This is a genomic window from Amycolatopsis sp. cmx-4-54, from assembly GCF_046548895.1.
Taxonomy (GTDB): domain Bacteria; phylum Actinomycetota; class Actinomycetes; order Mycobacteriales; family Pseudonocardiaceae; genus Amycolatopsis.
On the sequence record NZ_JAEBEJ010000011.1, the window covers coordinates 193,384 to 208,799 of the forward strand.

Annotated in this window: 20 protein-coding genes; 13 read left to right on the top strand and 7 right to left on the bottom strand. The window is 69.8% G+C overall.

Annotated features, from left to right (window positions below; translation table 11 throughout):
* Positions 1-45: 45 nt before the first annotated feature.
* The 4 genes from ACLJQ7_RS31960 to ACLJQ7_RS31975 are packed head-to-tail and all read left to right on the top strand — an operon-like array spanning position 46 to position 3,323.
* Positions 46-744, top strand: a complete 699-nt coding sequence (locus ACLJQ7_RS31960) for a lysoplasmalogenase family protein (RefSeq protein WP_410651867.1) — start codon at positions 46-48, stop codon at positions 742-744.
* Between the two features lie 59 nt (positions 745-803).
* Positions 804-1,121 (top strand): ArsR/SmtB family transcription factor, encoded by a 318-nt coding sequence (locus ACLJQ7_RS31965; protein ID WP_410652022.1) that lies wholly within the window; start codon positions 804-806, stop codon positions 1,119-1,121.
* A complete protein-coding gene (locus ACLJQ7_RS31970) occupies positions 1,118-1,555 on the top strand; it encodes an SRPBCC family protein (protein WP_410651868.1) in 438 nt (145 codons plus the stop codon). Before ACLJQ7_RS31965 ends, ACLJQ7_RS31970 begins: the two co-directional genes overlap by 4 nt.
* A 4-nt stretch (positions 1,556-1,559) precedes the next feature.
* A complete protein-coding gene (locus ACLJQ7_RS31975; protein WP_410651869.1) occupies positions 1,560-3,323 on the top strand; it encodes a S9 family peptidase in 1,764 nt (587 codons plus the stop codon).
* On the opposite strand, the gene ACLJQ7_RS31980 is transcribed toward ACLJQ7_RS31975, so the two are convergent.
* The 5 genes from ACLJQ7_RS31980 to ACLJQ7_RS32000 form a co-directional block, all read right to left on the bottom strand.
* Positions 3,320-3,745 carry a VOC family protein gene (locus ACLJQ7_RS31980; protein ID WP_410651870.1) on the bottom strand — a complete coding sequence of 142 codons (426 nt, stop codon included), beginning with the start codon at positions 3,743-3,745 and terminating at the stop codon, positions 3,320-3,322. The two genes, ACLJQ7_RS31975 and ACLJQ7_RS31980, sit on opposite strands and share 4 nt — an antisense overlap.
* A gap of 57 nt (positions 3,746-3,802) precedes the next feature.
* The gene (locus ACLJQ7_RS31985; protein WP_410651871.1) at positions 3,803-4,426 is read right to left on the bottom strand and encodes a LysE family transporter; all 624 of its coding nucleotides are present in this window, start codon (positions 4,424-4,426) and stop codon (positions 3,803-3,805) included.
* A 591-nt stretch (positions 4,427-5,017) separates the two neighbouring features.
* Positions 5,018-5,353, bottom strand: a complete 336-nt coding sequence (gene trxA, locus ACLJQ7_RS31990; protein WP_410651872.1) for a thioredoxin — start codon at positions 5,351-5,353, stop codon at positions 5,018-5,020.
* Entirely contained in the window at positions 5,353-5,748 is a 396-nt protein-coding gene (locus tag ACLJQ7_RS31995; RefSeq protein ID WP_410651873.1) for a MerR family transcriptional regulator, read from the bottom strand. The genes trxA and ACLJQ7_RS31995 overlap by 1 nt, the downstream gene beginning before the upstream one ends.
* Before the next feature lie 42 nt (positions 5,749-5,790).
* Positions 5,791-6,186, bottom strand: coding sequence for a nitroreductase/quinone reductase family protein (locus tag ACLJQ7_RS32000; RefSeq protein WP_410651874.1), 396 nt, complete (start codon positions 6,184-6,186; stop codon positions 5,791-5,793).
* A 28-nt stretch (positions 6,187-6,214) separates the two neighbouring features.
* On the opposite strand from ACLJQ7_RS32000, the gene ACLJQ7_RS32005 reads away from it, so the two are divergent.
* Both ACLJQ7_RS32005 and ACLJQ7_RS32010 read left to right on the top strand, forming a co-directional pair.
* Entirely contained in the window at positions 6,215-7,045 is an 831-nt protein-coding gene (locus tag ACLJQ7_RS32005; protein WP_410651875.1) for an alpha/beta fold hydrolase, read from the top strand.
* Positions 7,024-7,617, top strand: a complete 594-nt coding sequence (locus ACLJQ7_RS32010) for a histidine phosphatase family protein (RefSeq protein WP_410651876.1) — start codon at positions 7,024-7,026, stop codon at positions 7,615-7,617. The genes ACLJQ7_RS32005 and ACLJQ7_RS32010 overlap by 22 nt, the downstream gene beginning before the upstream one ends.
* A gap of 5 nt (positions 7,618-7,622) precedes the next feature.
* Here ACLJQ7_RS32010 and ACLJQ7_RS32015 read toward each other — a convergent pair whose 3' ends face one another.
* Entirely contained in the window at positions 7,623-8,738 is a 1,116-nt protein-coding gene (locus ACLJQ7_RS32015; protein ID WP_410651877.1) for a C40 family peptidase, read from the bottom strand.
* An 80-nt stretch (positions 8,739-8,818) separates the two neighbouring features.
* Here ACLJQ7_RS32015 and ACLJQ7_RS32020 point away from each other — a divergent pair, with 80 nt between their 5' ends.
* The 5 genes from ACLJQ7_RS32020 to ACLJQ7_RS32040 all read left to right on the top strand — a co-directional run bounded on the left by ACLJQ7_RS32020 (position 8,819) and on the right by ACLJQ7_RS32040 (position 12,495).
* Positions 8,819-9,643 carry a biotin--[acetyl-CoA-carboxylase] ligase gene (locus ACLJQ7_RS32020; RefSeq protein WP_410651878.1) on the top strand — a complete coding sequence of 275 codons (825 nt, stop codon included), beginning with the start codon at positions 8,819-8,821 and terminating at the stop codon, positions 9,641-9,643.
* Positions 9,644-9,740: 97 nt separating this feature from the next.
* Positions 9,741-10,316: a PH domain-containing protein gene (locus tag ACLJQ7_RS32025; RefSeq protein WP_410651879.1), complete on the top strand. Its 576-nt coding sequence runs from the start codon at positions 9,741-9,743 to the stop codon at positions 10,314-10,316.
* Complete coding sequence (locus ACLJQ7_RS32030; RefSeq protein WP_410651880.1) at positions 10,316-11,248, top strand: hydroxymethylglutaryl-CoA lyase; 933 nt, start codon at positions 10,316-10,318, stop codon at positions 11,246-11,248. The genes ACLJQ7_RS32025 and ACLJQ7_RS32030 overlap by 1 nt, the downstream gene beginning before the upstream one ends.
* Positions 11,249-11,422: 174 nt before the next feature.
* On the top strand, positions 11,423-12,223 hold the full coding sequence (locus ACLJQ7_RS32035) for a TNT domain-containing protein (RefSeq protein WP_410651881.1): 801 nt from the start codon (positions 11,423-11,425) through the stop codon (positions 12,221-12,223).
* On the top strand, positions 12,220-12,495 hold the full coding sequence (locus ACLJQ7_RS32040; protein WP_037316053.1) for a hypothetical protein: 276 nt from the start codon (positions 12,220-12,222) through the stop codon (positions 12,493-12,495). Before ACLJQ7_RS32035 ends, ACLJQ7_RS32040 begins: the two co-directional genes overlap by 4 nt.
* Positions 12,496-12,595: 100 nt before the next feature.
* Here ACLJQ7_RS32040 and hisN read toward each other — a convergent pair whose 3' ends face one another.
* Positions 12,596-13,384, bottom strand: coding sequence for a histidinol-phosphatase (gene hisN / locus ACLJQ7_RS32045; RefSeq protein WP_410652023.1), 789 nt, complete (start codon positions 13,382-13,384; stop codon positions 12,596-12,598).
* Between the two features lie 39 nt (positions 13,385-13,423).
* Here hisN and ACLJQ7_RS32050 point away from each other — a divergent pair, with 39 nt between their 5' ends.
* Both ACLJQ7_RS32050 and ACLJQ7_RS32055 read left to right on the top strand, forming a co-directional pair.
* Positions 13,424-14,128, top strand: a complete 705-nt coding sequence (locus ACLJQ7_RS32050) for a response regulator transcription factor (protein ID WP_034304815.1) — start codon at positions 13,424-13,426, stop codon at positions 14,126-14,128.
* Between the two features lies 1 nt (position 14,129).
* Complete coding sequence (locus ACLJQ7_RS32055) at positions 14,130-15,413, top strand: ATP-binding protein (RefSeq protein ID WP_410651882.1); 1,284 nt, start codon at positions 14,130-14,132, stop codon at positions 15,411-15,413.
* Positions 15,414-15,416 lie beyond the last annotated feature (3 nt).

Genomic DNA, 15,416 nt, shown 5'->3' on the forward strand with positions numbered 1-15,416 from the left:
TGACCGCCTGGTAACTTACCCGGAAATAAGTTCCGGAGGTGGACGGTGAAGGTCCTCAAGATCGCCGAACGGGTGTTGTTCGCCGGCGCCGCGATCGGCACGGTGTACTCCGCGCGAACAGGCAATCGGAAGCTGCAGCTCGCGACCAAGCCCGCCGCGGTCCCGGTGCTCGCCGCCAGGGTCGCGCGTTCGCGAGGGCTCGCGCCGGGGGAGAAGGGCCTGCTCGTCGCCGCGTTGATCGCGGCGGGCGCGGGCGACCACTTCATGGGCCGGTCCGACGAGGATCGCCAACTGATCAGGGGTGCGACGTCGTTCGGTGTCATGCAGCTCCTGTACTCCGCGCTGCTGTGGCGTCGCGGGGCCCGGCCGCGTGCGGCGACCGCTCCGCCCCGGTTGGCGGCGTGGGCCGCGGCCGCGGTCGCGATGGCGTTGCCGAAGCCGTCCCCGGTCTCTTCGGTGCTTTCGGTCTACGGAGGCCTGCTGAGCACGACGTCGACCCTCGCGGCCGACCCGGTGCTGGCGCCGAAGGCCAAGGTCTCGGGCGGGATGGTGATCCCGTCGGGTGACCGCCGCACCTGGATCGCCGCCGGCGCGCTGCTGTTCTCGGCGTCGGATCTGGCGATCATGATCCGACGCGATTTCGTCACCAGTGAGCGGGTGCAGGCCAACCTCGAAACCTTCGTGCTGACTTCGTATCTCGCGTCGCAGTGGCTGCTCGTCGAAGGCCTGACCGCCGAAAGTTAAGCATCTACTTGACTATTGTTGGGCGTGGATGGATAGTTAAGCATGTGCCTAACCAACGCATGGACCAGGTGTTCAAGGCGCTTTCCGACGGAACGCGCCGCGAAATGATCGAGCGCCTCACCCGGGGACCCGCCTCGGTGGGGGAGCTCGCGCAGCCGTTGTCGATGTCGCTGCCCGCCGTGATGCAGCACCTCCAGGTGCTGGAGGCCGGCGGGCTCGTCCGGTCGGAAAAGGCCGGGCGCGTCCGCACCTGCCACCTCGAACCGGAGGGGCTGCGGATGGCCGAGGACTGGCTCGGCGGGCAGCGCACCGGCTGGGAACACCGGCTCGATCGCCTTGGCGGCTATCTGGACACCGACGAAGGGAAACGGTCATGACCGTCAAACACGCCACTTTCACCCTCGAACGCGTCTACCCCGTGGCGCCCGAACGGGTTTTCGCCGCTTGGTCGGATCCGGCCGCGAAAGCCGGTTGGATCACCGCGCCCGGCGGCGGGCACTCCCTGGACTTCCGGGTCGGCGGCCGCGAGGTCATCAGCGGCCCCGCCGACGGCAAGCGGATGGCCTTCGAAGCCCGCTACGAGGACATCGCGGAAAACGAGCGGATCGTCTACGCGGGGACGCTCTCCGCGGACGACGTCCTGGCGACCGTTTCGGTCACGACGATCCTGCTCGAAGCCGAGGAGGGCGGTACCCGGCTGACGTTGATCGAGCAGGGCACCTTCCTCGACGGCCACGAGGAACCGAGGTGGCGGGAGCAGGGCACGGGCGACTGGCTCGACGCACTGGGGAAGGCATTGTCGGCAGTATGAACACATGCTGACCGCTGAGCTGATCGTCGACAGTCGTGTCCCGTCGAACCCCGCGCTCTCCCCGGATGGACGGTGGATCGCCTATCAGGTCGCCACCATCGCGAAGGGCGTCCTCGAAATCTGGCTGGCGGCCGTGGACGGTGAGGAAGAGCCGCGGAAGCTGGCCGAGGGGTCCTCGCCCGGGTGGTCGCCGAAGGCTCTCTACTTCCTCCGCGACGGGCTGATCCACACGCAGGACGGGCCGCTGTTCGCCTGGCGGAGTGAGATCACCGCGTTCCTCCCGATGCGCGAGCGGATCGTGTTCATCGCCGAAGACGAGACGCCCGCGGCGGAGATCCGGGTCTGGAGCGAGAGTCTCCGTCCGGCACGGCTGCGGAGCTTCGACCCGCGAACCGGCGAGATCACGACACTGCTCGAAGACCACGTGGTCGACGTCGCCCGCCGTCAGGACGACAAGATGCTCGCCGTGGTGACGTGGCCGACCCCGGAACTCGATCCCGGCGGGCTCGCCCCCCGGCTTTCCGTGCTGGAACTGGAAACCGGTGAGCGGCGCGAGCTGGGCAGGGCCGCGTTCGAAGCCACCAGCCCCGTTTGGTGGCGGAACGAGGGCGGCTGGCACGTCGCGTACCTCGGGAATCCGGAACTGGTGGGCGGCAGGGCGGTCTTCGACGTGCCCGTGGAAACGGGGGAGCACCGGAACCTGACACCGGAATCGGCCTGCCCGGTCAAGCTCGCGCAGGTCGATTCCGGTGCTCCTCTGGTGCTCGTGGCCGACGGTCTCGACACGGCCCTCCATCGGCTCGGTGCCGGCGAAGTGTCGTTCTGGCGCGGGCACGCCGATGCGCTGGCCTCCAATGGCGAGGTCGTGGTCACCGTGCTGAGCACCGCCCATCGGCCGAAGGATGTCCACTGTGGACTCATCGGTGAGCCCCTGACGCGCGTGAGCGATACCGCGCCGGAGTTCGCCGAAATTCGCTGGGGATCGCAGGAGCGGTTGTCCTACAAGGCGTCCGACGGCCTCGCCTTGGACGGCCTGCTCGTCCTGCCGCCCGGCAAGACCAGGGCCGACGGGCCTTTCTCGCTGGTCACCGTGGTTCACGGCGGACCGTATGACCGGCACGCGGACCGCTTCATGCTCGGCTGGTTCCCGTCGGCGCAGTGGCTGGCCCTGGCGGGACACGCCGTCTTCCTGCCGAATCCCCGTGGCGGGCAAGGTTATGGACACGAATTCGCCGCTTCCGTCGCGGGCCGGGTGGGCCTGGAGGAATGGAGCGATCTCGAGACTGGGATCGATCTCCTCATCGCCGAAGGAGTGGCCGATCCGGAGCGACTCGGAATCGCGGGCGGGAGTCACGGCGGATATATGACGGCCTGGGCGGTCGGGCAGACCCGCCGGTTCAAGGCGGCGCTGATGGTGGCCGGGATCTGTGACTGGGGAATGCTCGCCGCGACCGGTGAACTCGGTCCGCTGGTGGAATCCGCGCATGCCGGAAGTACCGGCTGGGAAGGACCAGGCCCGCACCGGCACGACCGGCTCAGCCCGATCTCCTACGCGTCGAAGATCGAGACCCCCGTGCTGATCGTGCACGGTGCGGACGACACCAACGTCCCCTTGTCCCAGGCGGAATTCTTCCATCGCGCGCTACGCCACTTCGGCGTCGAGCACGATCTCGTCGTCTATCCCGGCGAAGGCCATCGGATCTCCGAACGGGGGCACCAGCTGGATCTGCTTCACCGCACTCGCGAGTGGTTCGCGCGGCTGCTTTAGCTTTGCGGTTCGCCGGGGACGAAAGTACCAAAAGTCCATTCGTAGCCTTCGAGGTCGTCGACGCGGCAGCGGTAGTTGCCCCACTCGGTGTTCTCCGGTTCCCAGACCGACGTCGCGCCGGCTTCGAGGGAGGACGCGAACACGGCGTCCACGGCTTCCTGCGTCGGAAGGCTCACGTACAGACCGTGGCCGACGGTTTCGCCCTTGCGAGCCGGGCGGTCATAGTCCTCCTCCGCGCTGAACACGATGATCCGGACTTCGCCGAGCCGCAGTTCGGAGTGCAGGATCAGGCCTTTGTCGTCGGCGTACTCCACGACGGTCTCGAAGCCGAAGGCGCGTTCGAGCCAGCGAAGGGCCTTGGGGGCGTCGCTGTAGGCGAGATAGGTGTGGAGGTCGGCGGCGCGTTCCTGGGTTTCGTTCATGGGCACAGCCTCGCAACCGATGCGGACAACCATGGTCCTCGATTCGCGGACGTTTTCTCACCAGAGCAGTCGCAGTCCGAGCACGGTGATGAGCGCGCTCGACGCCAGCGCGGTCACCAGCCGGCCGCGGCGTCCGGTCAACGCCTTGCCGAGCACGGCCCCGCCACCCGCGAGGAACAGTTGCCAGCTGGCCGAGGCCGCGAACGCCGCGGCCACGAAGACCACGTGTTCCGCTCCGCTCGCCGCGGCCATGTCCTCGCTGCCGAGTACGAGCGCCGCGAAGTAGACCACCGTCGTCGGGTTCAGCAGCGTGATCCCGAGCAGGCTCACGTAGGCCTTCACCGGACCGATCTTGACCGGCTGGGTCACCTCGGCTTTCGCGGATTTTCGGTAGTTCCGGATCCCGCTGAGTCCGATGTGGACGGCCAGCGCGAGCAGCACCACCACCGACGTCCAGCGCAGCGGTACGGCGATCGGCTCGATGACGGGGATGAGCCGCCCGCCACCGAGAACCGCGACCAGCGCGTACAACCCGTCGGCCGTGGCGACGCCGAGCGCGGCGTACGCGCCGATCCTGAGCCCCGATCCGGCCGTCAGCACCACCAGATAGGTCGCGACCGCGCCCACCGGGATGGCGATGCCATACCCGGCGAGCAGGCCCGCGACGAGCGCGGCGCTCACGGCCGGACTGGTGCCGGCCTCCGCCAGGACCCGGCCTGCTGCTGCACCCGCACCCGTCGGACGACGGAGGGCGAGGTCAGGAAGGTGAGGGTCGAAGTCATGGGAGAAGCATGCGAACGGGCGGCCGCTCGCGCAACACAATTACTTCAGGGGAGGGATGTGCGGGCGGCGATCGTGTAGTCCGTGAAGGCCTCCTTCCCTACCTTCAGGGTCCGGGTCTCGGCAAAGTCGCATAAGCGCTGGCCGGTGCCGCATTTGCCGATTCGGGCCGACGCTCCGGACGGGGCAGGCGGCAGACGATGTCCGTTGATGCGCATCTGTACGGTTTCCGGCCCGGGTCGTGAGTGGCAAGAGCGTTAGAACGACCATTGCCACTCACGACCCGCGCGCACAACGCCCAACTCGGGCATTTGCCAGGCCGAGAGTGTCCCTTGTGGACAGTCAAGAAGTGTCAGGCCACGTGGTGAGTCACCCACTTCACCAGCGGGTAGGCGACTTCGCCGGGACCTGACCTTTGGGGTAGGCAAGGAGGCCTTCACGGACCTGCGACCAATTTCGCAACGTCGACACGGCTGCCTTACCCCAAGCCACTCACGAGAGGGCGGGCTGCAGAGCGGCGTCCAGGTCGGCCAGCAGCTTGGCCTTCGGCCGGGCACCGACGGTCGTCCACACTGGACTCCCGTTCCGGAAAAGAATCAGCGTCGGCAGCGACATGACCTGATAGTTCCGTGCCGTGAGCGGGTTTTCGTCGGAATTGAGCTTGCGGATGAGCAGCGATCCGGCGCGCTCTTCGGCGATCTGCTCGAGCACCGGCGCGATCATGTGGCAGGGCGGGCACCATTGCGCCCAGAAGTCCACCAGGACGGGCGTGTCCTGATCCAGGACGAGCTCTTGGAAGGTTTCGTCGGTGACGACGGACAGGGACATCAGGCCTCCTCGTTTCGCGGCACGACGACGCACGGCCCCGGCGGCGTTTTCAGCGCGCCCGCCAGCTTGGCCAGCAGGTTCTCCCGTACGTCGTCGAGCCGGGCCAGACAGGCGTCCACCTCGGCGAGTTTGCGTTGGTAGACCTCGATCGAATCGGCGCACGAGTCACCGGTCTCGTGCCCGGCGCGCAGGCACTCGACGAACGGCCTGGTGTCTTCGAGGCTGAGCCCGACCGCCTGCAGCGTCAGGATCTCGTTCACCAGGCGGTAGTCGTCCTCGTCGTACTCCCGGTAGCCGTTCGACGCGCGCCGTGCGTCGAGAAGCCCTTGTGACTCATAGAAACGCAGCGCGCGGGTGGTGGTTCCGGTACGCGCGGCGAGTTCGCCGATCCGCATGGAGCCGAGCGTAAACCTTGCCCTTGGCGTCAAGGCAAACGTTCAGTCGTCGAGATCGACCCGGATGGTGAGGAGGTTCGTGCCGATCGCCCGCACGGCGACGCTGTTGACCGTGGGCAGCGTCTTCAACCGGGCGCGGGCGTCGTCTTCGGGGAGCAGACGCGCGGTGCCGGTGTGCCACCGGCCCTTGAGCCGGACCCGGACCCGCGGATCGGCCTGGATGTTGCGGACGTACTGCGACTTCTCGCCGAACTCCGAGACGAGCCAGAACGAGCGCCCCACCCGGCGGCCACCGATCGGCGTCCGCCGGGGCTCCCCGGACCTGCGGCCGGTGGTCTCCAGGAGCGGCTGGGCGGGCAGGCGGCCGAGGATCGGGTTGCCGACGTGGCGCTGAAACGTCGTGGCCACGCGGTGCTTGATCTCGTAATAGCGGGACATGGTTCCAGGGTGCCCTACGCTCGGGGCCATGGTGAACGAGTCCGACGTGGACCTGGGGGACGGGACCACACTGCACACGTACGACACGGGCGGAGCCGGCCGGGTGGTCTTCTGGCACCACGGCACCCCGAACATCGGCGCCCCGCCGATTCCGCTGTTCGCCGCCGCCGAACGGCTCGGGCTGCGATGGGTCTCCTACGACCGGCCCGGTTACGGCGGTTCCTCGCCGCGGCCCGGCCGGGATGTCGCGTCGGTGGGGGCGGACGTCGAGAAGATCGCCGACGCCCTGGGGATCGAGCGGTTCGCGGTCTTCGGGCATTCCGGCGGCGGACCGCACGCGTTCGCTTGCGCGGCACTGTCACCGGAAAGGGTGACGGCGATGGTCTGCGTCGCGGGTCTGGCTCCGTACGACGCCGCGGGCCTGGACTGGTTCGCGGGGATGGGCGCGGCGGGCGCCGGCTCCCTGCGGGCGGCCTTGGCGGGGCGGGAGGAAAAGGAGCGGTACGAGGCGACCGCCGACTACGACGACGAGATGTTCACCCCGGCGGATCACGCGGCCTTGGCGGGTGACTGGAAGTGGGTGCTCGACGTGGTCGGTCCCGCGGTCGAGGGCGGGCCCGGCGCGCTGATCGACGACGATCTCGCGTACGTCGCGCCGTGGGGGTTCCAGCCGTCCGACGTCCGGGCGCCGGTCCTGCACCTGCACGGTGGCGCGGATCGGATCGTGCCGCTCGCGCACGGCGAATGGCTGACCCGGCAATGCGCCACGGCCGAGTTGCGCGTCTTTCCCGAAGACGGGCACGTCTCGGTCCTCCGGCACGGGGAGGCCGCGCTCGAATGGCTGGCCGAGCGCGCGTGAGCTGTGACGTCGTCCTGATCCGGCACGCCGAGTCCGTTCCGCCTTCGCCGGGAAAGCCCGACGATCCGGAGCGGCCACTGACCGCGGCGGGTACGGCGGCCGCGGAACTGCTCGCGCACGAACTCGCCGCGATGAACCCGACCGCGGTCGTGTCGAGTCCGTACCGGCGAGCGGTCGAGACGGTCGAGCCCGCGGCGAGGAAGGCCGGGCTCGAAGTCACGACACGCTGGGAACTCCGCGAGTGGGACTCGGGCTTGGAGCCGACACCGGACTACGCCGGGCACTACGAGCGCAGCTGGGCGGATCCGGATTTCGCGCGCCCGGGCGCCGAGAGCCTGCGGCAGCTGACGGCCCGCGCGATGGCCGCCGTCGATCGGCTCGCGGAGGAGCATGACGGCGGTGTCGTGTTGGTAAGCAGCCACGGGACCTTCGTGTCCCGCCTGCTGTCCGGGGTCAGGCCGGGGATCGGCTGGCCGTTTTCCCGGGACATGCCGATGCCCGCCGTCCACCGGCTGCGCTGGCCCCACGAGGACCATCCGGCGCCGAAAGCGGCGCGAAGCGATCTCTCGTAGCCGGTTCAGGCCACGGGCCGTCCGGCACCCGTGTAGTCGTCGCCCTTTTTGTGATACGTGTGGATCTGGATCGCCTGGCCCTCGGTGGGCGCGTTGATCATCAGCCCGTTCCCGAGGTACAGCCCGACGTGGTGGATCCGCGTCCCCGGGTTCCCGTAGAACACGAGGTCGCCGAGCTTCGGCTCGCCGGGCACCTGCGGCAGCGCCCGGAACTGGCTGTCGGCGGTCCGCGGGAGCGAGATCCCGGCTTCGTCGTAGGACTTCTTGGTCAGACCGGAGCAGTCGAAGCCCGCCGCGCCCGCCTCGGGGCCGTTGCCGCCCCAGACGTACGGGAGGCCCAGCTGACCGAGGGCGAACCGGGTCGCCTTCACGGCGGGGCTGGCGGATCGGGCCGGGTCGAGGGACAGGGTCGCGTACAGCTGCGCGTTGCCCAGGACCCGCTGGCGGAACAGTTCGGCGTCGCTGCCCTTGCCGCCCTGGTAGCCGGCGATGGCCTTCCACCAGCCGTTGCCGCCACCGAGGTCGGCCCCGGAAGCGCACAGCGCGCGGCCGGCGGCGACCGAGGCGGAGTCGGGATCGGCGAGCGCGGGTTTCGCGATACCGGGGATCGACGCGCCGTGCTTCTTCCACTGCTGCGCCGACAGGCCGAGGGGGTTTTCGCCGCCGCGCCCGTGGTTCGAGCTCGCCGCGCCGATCCCGGCCAGGGTGACCCAGGACAGGTGACAGTTCGGCTGCTCGCCGCGCAGCGCCAGTTCGCCGTTCGCGTACCCCACGAGCGACTTCGCCGGGATGTCGAGCGCCCCGGCGAGCTTGCCGGCCCACTCTTCGAGCGGCTTGACGCCCTTCGGCGTCTCCTGCGCCTTCACCGGCGCGCTGACTTCGAGGACCGACGGACCCGCGCCGCCACCGATGGTGGCCGGGTCCTGCTTCGCGGCGTGGATGGGAACGGGCTGGCGCCCGTCCGCCGGGACGGGATCGTTCCCGCCCGCGAGCAGCCAGCCCGCGGTCGCGAGCCCCGCGACCAGGGGAAGGGCCACCAGGCCGCGCATCGCCACGCCGTGCGCCCACGACTTCTTCCGGCTGGTTTCGGGCGCGCTCGGGGCCGGGTCGGGCTCAGTCACGCCGTCCAGGTTATTGGAGACCACCTCCGCGTAACGAGCGAACGCCTTGCACGTTAGGGGGACTCTCATATTCTGGACGAATGAGTGAGACGGGAGCGCTCGACGCCGGGCGTCTGAGTGCCACGCTGTCCGGCCGGTACGCCGCGATCCAGGTCGTGGAGAGCACCGGGTCCACCAACGCCGACCTGCGGGAAGCCGCCGCGAAGGGCGCCGAAGACCGCACCGTGCTGATCGCCGAAGAGCAGACGGCCGGAGTCGGCCGCCGCGCGCGGCAGTGGGCCTCGCCGAAGGGATCGGGCCTCTACGTCAGTGTCCTGCTGCGTCCCGGCGGCGTCCCGTTCGCCAATTTGGGTTCACTTTCCGTGGTCGCGGGCCTCGCGGTCCGGGAGGTCGCCACGGGCCTCGGCGTCGACGCCGTCCTCAAGTGGCCGAACGACGTCCTCGCCGGGCCTGGGCGCGCCAAATGCGCGGGCATCCTGGCGGAGGCCGTCGCCGGCGAGGACACCACCGTGATCCTCGGCATCGGCCTGAACGTGCTGCCACTCGGCGAGAACGTCCCGGCCGGGCCGGGCGGCCTGCCCGCGACGTCGCTGGCCGAGCAGGGAGCGACGGAGACCGATCGCGCCGAGATCGCCTCGCGGCTGCTCACCGTTTTCGACGAGCTCGAACGCCGCTGGCGCCTCGCCGGCGGGTCACTGGCCGAGGCCGGGCTGCTCGGGGACTACCGGCGGCACTGCGCCACGCTGGGCCAGGACGTCGAGGTCCAGCTGCCCGACGGCTCGGCGCTGACCGGACGCGCCGCCGACATCGATCCCGCCGGCCAGCTCCAGGTCGACGTTCCGGGTGGTGAGCGGTACACGGTGTTCGCCGGCGACGTCGTCCACGTGCGGCCCGCCGGGGCCTGATCCGTGCGTCTCGATTTCCGGCGTCTCCTCTTCCGCCGGGACCGTTCGCCGGTACGGTGAGCTCACCAGCGCCGAACACACTTTGGGAGCGTCCGTCGTGGCCTATCCGGACGATTTGCTCAGCGAAAACGAGCACGTCGTGGTGCACAGTCACCCGCATTTCAAGATGCTGATCTTCCCGTTCCTCGCGCTGATCGTCACGCTCGGCTTGGGGATTTGGCTGGCCGTCGTCGCGAAGGACGCGACGGCCCCGTGGGACCTGATCTCCGAGATCGCGATCGCCGCCGTCGGGCTCGGTCTCGTCGTGTGGCTCTTCCTGGCGCCGTTCGTCCGCTGGCGCACGACGCATTTCATCGTGACCACGGATCGGCTGATCGCCCGTGAAGGTGTGCTCAAGCGGACCGGGATCGACATCCCGCTGTCGCGGATCAACAGCGTCCAGTTCGAGCACGGGCTGCTGGACCGCGTGTTCGGCTGCGGCACGCTGGTGATCGAGTCCGCTTCGGACGAACCGCTGAAGTTCGACGACATCCCCAAGGTCGAGCGCGTGCACACGGTCATCTACCGCGAAGTCAACGACAACCCGTACGACGACTTCGCGCCGGGCGCGCCGCAGCAGACCGAACCGCTTCCGCCGCAGGGACCCCCGCCGCGCGGAAACCGGCGCCGCTGATGGGCACGCGAGAGCTGGGGCTGCCCGACCGCGTCCCGTCGGCCGCCGCGTTGCCGGAGCGGGTGACGATCTGGGAGGTCGGTCCGCGTGACGGTCTCCAGAACGAGAAGTCGATCGTCCCGGTCGAGGTCAAACTGGAATTCCTGGACAAGCTCGCCGGCGCCGGGCTGACCACGCTCGAGGCGACCAGTTTCGTGAGCCCGAAATGGGTGCCGCAGCTGGCCGACGCCGAGCAACTCCTGGCCGGGCTCGAAAAGCGCGAAGGCGTCCGGTATCCGGTGCTCGTCCCGAACGAGCGCGGGCTGGACAGGGCGCTGGCGGCCGGGGTCTCGCAGATCGCGATCTTCGCCAGCGCCACCGAAACCTTCGCCAAGAAGAACCTCAACTCGACGGTGGACGACCAGTTCGCGATGTTCGAGCCGGTCGTCACCAGGGCGCGGGCCGAAGGTCTGGACGTCCGCGGGTACGTGTCGATGTGCTTCGGCGATCCGTGGGAGGGGGCCGTCCCGGCCGCGCAGGTCGCCGGGGTGGGTAAACGGCTTCTCGACCTCGGCTGCTCGCAGCTCTCGCTCGGCGACACCATCGGCGTCGCCACCGCGGGCCAGGTCGAGGCACTGATCGGGCAGTTCGCCGACGTCGGCACGCTGGCCGTCCATTTCCACGACACCTACGGCCAGGCGCTCGCGAACACGCTGGCCGCCCTCCGCTGCGGCGTGTCCACTGTGGACTCCTCGGCCGGCGGTCTCGGTGGCTGCCCGTACGCCGAATCGGCCACCGGGAACCTCGCCACCGAAGACCTCGTGTGGATGCTCGACGGTCTCGGCGTCGAAACCGGTGTCGACCTCGACGCGCTGGTGGCGACGAGCAAGTGGATGGCCGGGAAGCTGGGCAGGCCGAGTCCGTCCCGGGTGGTCAACGCGCTCGCGGGATGAGGTTCGCGGAGGTCGCCGCCGGGCCGCCTTGCTGCGGGCGGCGGCCGACTTCGCGGACCTTGATGCGCTTTCGGGTATCCGCCGACGAGTACGCCGGTCGGCGCTAAGGTCGTACCGCGTCCTGTCCGCTGCCTCCCCCGTTCACCGGTGGGGTCCGATTCCTTGGGGAGTGCGGTGACCGATCCGAGCGAGGCCGGAACGGGCCCGATCCGGCTGCCCGCCGAGTACGACGCCCCGACCCCGGCGCACGGGGTGCGCGCTCCGTACGCGCCTTCACCGTGGCCGCCCGCGGTGGCGCCACTGCGAGTTCCGTTCCCGCCCCAGCCCGTCGCTCCACCGCCCATGGGGGCCTTGCGGACCGAGCGGGAAAGCGTGATCGCGCTGTTCCTCGTGCACATGTTCCCCATCGGGCATCTGCCGGTCGCGATGGGGAAACCCGCGCGCCAGCTGCCGCTCCCCGAGGGCGGTTCCGGCCCGCAAGACCATCCCGAGGCGGACGTCCTCGACGACCTGGACGCGTTGTCCCACGTCAGCAGTGGTTTCCGGCGTTCGCCGACGACTCCGGGCGTCGCGCCCCCGGCGGAGTTGACCAGGGGACACGATCCGTGGGGCGGAATGTCCGAAGAGGACTGGAAAGCGCGTTTCGTCACCGAAACGGGTTATCTGTGGCCGGAGGAGACCGACCCGGCGAGGCCGGTGATGCTCGAGGAGGGCACCCGTCTCGACCGCTTCGGAGATCAGCACGGCCGGGTGTTCGCCGAGGACGCGACCTTGTTTTCGATGCGCTCGCTGCCGCCCGATCAGGTCACCTCGTACCGGCGTTACCGCGTCTCGCGGACGTTGCCGGTCTGGCGCTCGGTGACCGCCGGATGGTTCGGCCAGCCCGGCGGCGGGGTGCGCTTCCGCACGGTGCTGGGCGCCGATGAACTCGTCACGCTGGGCTTCCTGGCGGACGTCACGGGGGAGGTTCGGTGAACACGGGGACGATCCTGCGGTGGCTGGCCGCACTGGGCGTGCCGCCCGAAGTGGTGTCGGTCGGCGCGGAGACGGACAACGCGTGGTGCCTCATGCGCACGGAGGAGGAAGGTGCCGAGCCCGCCTGGGAGGTCTTCTGGCGTGAGCAGGGCAACCGGTACGACTGGGCCCGGTTCACCAGCGAACAGGTCGCCTGCCACTACCTCTTCGGCCGGCTCGCCTGGTCGCAGGTCGCGCGCGGTGCCGTCGGCCTGCTGCCCGGGGCTCAGTGACCGGTTGGCCGAGGAGTTGCGAAAGCCACTTTCGCAACCTTCAACGTTGCGAAAGTGGCTTTCGCAACCTGCCCCCGCCGCCCATGGCCTTCACGCGCGTTCAGCGCTTCAGGATCGCCAAGACCTCGTCGTGCAGCAGACCGTTCGTCGAAAGCGCCGAGCCGTTGTCGTAGCGCGCTTCGCCGTTCAGGTCGCTGAACCGGCCACCGGCTTCGGTGATCAGCACCTGGGCCGCGGCGACGTCCCACGGATTCACGACGCATTCCGCGGTGACGTCGAGCGCGCCCTCGGCGACCAGACAGTGGTGCCAGAAATCGCCGAACGCGCGGCTTTCCCAGCACGCGTTGACCAGATCGAGGTACTTCTCGCGGGAGTGGTACTCCACCCACGAGTTCAAGTCCGTTGTGGACAGATACGCGTCTTCGAGCGACGCGACCTTCGACACCGAGATGCGGCGTTCCCCGGCGGAGTCGCTCATCCAGGCACCGTCGCCGGCGGCGGCCCACCAGCGGCGGCCGAGCAGCGGCGCGCTGATCATGCCCACCACCGGCGTGCCATTTTCGACCAGCGCGATCAGCGTCGCCCAGACCGGGACACCGCGCAGGAAGTTCTTGGTCCCGTCGATCGGGTCGAGCACCCAGGCGCGGCCGGTCGCCGCGGTGCCGCCGCGTTCCTCGCCGAGTACCGCGTCGTCCGGCCGGTCCGCGGCGAGGATCGCGCGGATGGCGTCCTCGACGGCGGTGTCCGCGTCGGTGACCGGCGTCCGGTCGGGTTTGCGTTCCACCGCGAGGTCGAGCGCGCGGAACCGGGCGGTGGTGATGGCGTCGGCGGCGTCGGCCAGCCGGGTGGCGAGTTCCAGATCATTCTCGTAGCCAGGCACGGTGACGATGGTTTCACGCCCGGCAGTCGTAGAGTTGGCCAGGTGAGCATGGTGTTACTCGCCGAGGACGACCCGGCCATCGCCGATCCGCTTTCCCGCGCACTCCAGCGGGAGGGGTATGACGTGCGGGTCGTCGGTGATGGTCCCGCCGCCCTCGACGCGACCGAGAGCGACCGGGTGGACCTGCTGGTCCTCGATCTCGGCCTGCCCGGGATGGACGGGCTCGAAGTGTGCCGCCGCCTGCGCGCCAGCGGTACCGAGGTACCCGTGCTGATGCTCACCGCGCGCACCGACGAGGTCGATTTCGTGGTCGGGCTCGACGCCGGCGCCGACGACTACGTCGCCAAGCCGTTCCGGCTGGCCGAACTGCTGGCCCGCATTCGGGCGTTGCTCCGCCGCCGGGCCCCCGACGTGCTCGAAGCCGGGGGAGTGCGGATGGACCTCGGCGCCCGGATGGTCACCGTGGACCTGCACGAGGTGCAGCTGGCGAACAAGGAATTCGAGCTGCTTCGCGTGCTGATGAGCCGCGCGGGCCAGGTGGTCAGCCGCGACGAGATCCTCGCCGAGGTGTGGAACGACCTCGAATCGAAGACCTCGAAGACCCTCGACATGCACATGTCCTGGCTCAGGCGGAAGCTCGCGATCGCGGCCGACGAAGCCGCGGGCAGGGCGGGCAAACCCGGCGGGAACGGCGACGGCGAACGGCGGATCGCCACGGTCCGCGGCGTCGGCTTCCGCTTCAACGCGGAATAGCATGCGCCGACGCATCCTCCTGGCGATCCTGCTCGCCGTCGCGGTCACCGCGGCGGTGCTGGGCATCCCGCTGGGGATCACCGCGTGGCAGCTGGTCGAGAACCTCAACCGGGAGAATCTGGCCTCCTCGGCGCGCGGGATCGCGGCGACACTGGACAACGAGATCGCCGTCGGCCAGCCGATCAATCTCGACCTGGTCCGGGTGGGTGTGCCGCCGGGCGGGTTGCTGACCGTCCGCGCCCAGGGGCAGATCGAGAAGCGGTACGGCTCGGACCCGGGCTCCGACGTGGTGTCCGAGAAGGCACCGATCGCGTTGCACGGCGAAGTCGAACTGGCCGTGCCCGCCGGGCCGATGCGCACCCGCCAGACGCAGGTCACCCTGCTGGTGGTGCTGCTGGTCGTGCTGTCGGTGGGCACCGGCACGGTGGTCGCGACGGTGACCGCGCGAAGGCTCGCGAAACCGCTGAGACACGTCGCGGATCGCGCGGTCAAACTCGGCGGCGGCGACTTCCGGCCGGATCCCAAGCGCTACGGCGTCGGCGAGCTCGACATGGTCGCCGAGGCGCTCGACGCGTCCGGTTCGGCGCTCGCGCAGCTCGTCCAGCGGGAACGACAGCTCGTCGGCGACGTCTCCCACCAGCTGCGGAGCAGGCTGACCGCGTTGCAGCTGCGGCTCGAACCGCTCACCATCCACCCCGACCAGGACGTCGTCGACGAGGCGAAGGCCGCTCAGGAGCAGGCCGACCGGCTCGCCGAGGCCCTCGACGAGCTGCTGGCCGCCGCGCGGGCGGCGCGCGAGGTCGGCGCGGAACCGGTGAACCTGGTGGAAGTGCTTCCCGAAGTCTCCGAAGAGTGGCGACAGCTGCTTCGCGCCGAAGGCAGGCATCTGCGGATCCGCGTCACCGATGGGCTCAGGGCGCGGGCGACGCCGGGCCGGTTGCGTGAGGTCGTCGGCGTCCTGCTCGACAACGCGTTGCGCCACGGCGCGGGAACGGTCACGCTCGCCGCCCGGCGCGGCGACACGGAAGGCACCGTCGTCATCGAGGTCGCCGACACCGGATCGGGGGTGCCCGACGAGCTCGCGCCGCATATCTTCGAACGCGGCTTCTCCGGCGGCGGGTCGACCGGCGTCGGGCTCGCGCTCGCCCGCGCGCTCATCGAGGCCGACGGTGGACGGCTGGAGCTGTCGAGCAAGCAGCCCGCGGTGTTCAGTCTCTTCCTGAAGGTGCCGCGGCCGGGCGATGTGGCCGAGGTGCGCTGGCCTGCCGAGCGGGTCCCGCGCTAAGCC